Source organism: Rhodoplanes sp. SY1, from assembly GCF_046000175.1.
Classification (GTDB): domain Bacteria; phylum Pseudomonadota; class Alphaproteobacteria; order Rhizobiales; family Xanthobacteraceae; genus Rhodoplanes.
The window spans coordinates 1-540 of the sequence record NZ_JBEOMB010000182.1; the positions used below are offsets into that span (position 1 = coordinate 1).

At 71.9% G+C, this 540-nt stretch carries 1 pseudogene; it reads left to right on the forward strand.

Annotation, left to right across the window (positions count from 1 at the left end):
- Positions 1-540, forward strand: a pseudogene (locus ABTU92_RS27745) (phosphate acyltransferase); the annotation flags it as partial.

The following is a 540-nucleotide window of genomic DNA, read 5'->3' on the forward strand; positions in this document are numbered from 1 at the left end:
TTCGCCCGCGTCGTGCACGCGCCGCACGGCGAGCGGGTCGAAGCCGTCGCGGCGCGCGCCGTCGCGCTGGCGCGGCTGCGCCGCACGGCCAGCGCCTGACCGCAAGCGCAGCGCTGCACACCGACGAGCTGATGCGGGCCGTCACCGCGACCACGACCGGGCTGCGCACCGAGCGGCGGATCAGCCACGTGTTCGTGATGGACGTGCCGAGCCACGCCGACACGCTGTTCGTCACCGACGCGGCCATCAACATCACGCCCGACCTCGACGCCAAGCGCGACATTGTCCAGAACGCCATCGACCTCTACACCCGGATCGGCCTCGGCACGCCGCGCGTCGCGATCCTGTCGGCGGTCGAGACGGTGACGACCAAGATCCCCTCGACCATCGAGGCGGCGGCGCTGTGCAAGATGGCCGAGCGCGGCCAGATTACCGGCGGCATCGTCGACGGACCGCTCGCCTTCGACAACGCCATCGATCCCGAGGCGGCGCGCATCAAGGGCATCCGCTCCGAGGTCGCGGGCCACGCCCAGATCCTGG